Annotated in this window: 2 tRNA genes and 1 rRNA gene; all 3 read right to left on the bottom strand. The window is 53.9% G+C overall.

Going from position 1 to position 1,321, the window contains the following annotated elements:
* Positions 1-76 (bottom strand) — tRNA-Ala (locus BM031_RS24860).
* Between the two features lie 20 nt (positions 77-96).
* Positions 97-173, bottom strand: a tRNA-Ile gene (locus BM031_RS24865).
* 81 nt (positions 174-254) lie between these two features.
* Positions 255-1,321, bottom strand: a 16S ribosomal RNA gene (locus BM031_RS24870); the annotation flags it as partial.

Genomic DNA, 1,321 nt, shown 5'->3' on the forward strand with positions numbered 1-1,321 from the left:
TGGTGGAGGATGACGGGATCGAACCGACGACCCCCTGCTTGCAAAGCAGGTGCTCTCCCAGCTGAGCTAATCCCCCGATTGGGTGCGCCAATAACCTGGTAGGGCTGGTTGGACTCGAACCAACGACCCCCGCGTTATCAACACGGTGCTCTAACCAGCTGAGCTACAGCCCCGACATACACTGTTCTTCTTCTGACAACAGCCGATAAGTGTGAGCGTTTGGTGACTGGGTTCAAGACCCGGTGCTACTCTAGAAAGGAGGTGATCCAGCCGCACCTTCCGATACGGCTACCTTGTTACGACTTCACCCCAGTCACGAATCCTACCGTGGTAAGCGCCCCCCTTGCGGTTAAGCTACCTACTTCTGGTAAAACCCGCTCCCATGGTGTGACGGGCGGTGTGTACAAGACCCGGGAACGTATTCACCGCGACATGCTGATCCGCGATTACTAGCGATTCCAACTTCATGTAGTCGAGTTGCAGACTACAATCCGGACTACGATACACTTTCTGGGATTAGCTCCCCCTCGCGGGTTGGCGGCCCTCTGTATGTACCATTGTATGACGTGTGAAGCCCTACCCATAAGGGCCATGAGGACTTGACGTCATCCCCACCTTCCTCCGGTTTGTCACCGGCAGTCTCATTAGAGTGCTCAACTAAATGTAGCAACTAATGACAAGGGTTGCGCTCGTTGCGGGACTTAACCCAACATCTCACGACACGAGCTGACGACAGCCATGCAGCACCTGTGTGAAGGTTCCCTTTCGGGCACATCCAGATCTCTCCGGACTTCCTTCCATGTCAAGGGTAGGTAAGGTTTTTCGCGTTGCATCGAATTAATCCACATCATCCACCGCTTGTGCGGGTCCCCGTCAATTCCTTTGAGTTTTAATCTTGCGACCGTACTCCCCAGGCGGTCTACTTCACGCGTTAGCTGCGTTACCAAGTTAATTAAAACCCGACAACTAGTAGACATCGTTTAGGGCGTGGACTACCAGGGTATCTAATCCTGTTTGCTCCCCACGCTTTCGTGCATGAGCGTCAATCTTGACCCAGGGGGCTGCCTTCGCCATCGGTGTTCCTCCACATCTCTACGCATTTCACTGCTACACGTGGAATTCTACCCCCCTCTGCCAGATTCAAGCCTTGCAGTCTCCATCGCAATTCCCAGGTTGAGCCCGGGGCTTTCACGACAGACTTACAAAACCGCCTGCGCACGCTTTACGCCCAGTAATTCCGATTAACGCTTGCACCCTACGTATTACCGCGGCTGCTGGCACGTAGTTAGCCGGTGCTTATTCTTCAGGTACCGTCATTAGC

This window comes from Massilia yuzhufengensis, from assembly GCF_900112225.1.
Lineage (GTDB): Bacteria > Pseudomonadota > Gammaproteobacteria > Burkholderiales > Burkholderiaceae_D > Telluria > Telluria yuzhufengensis.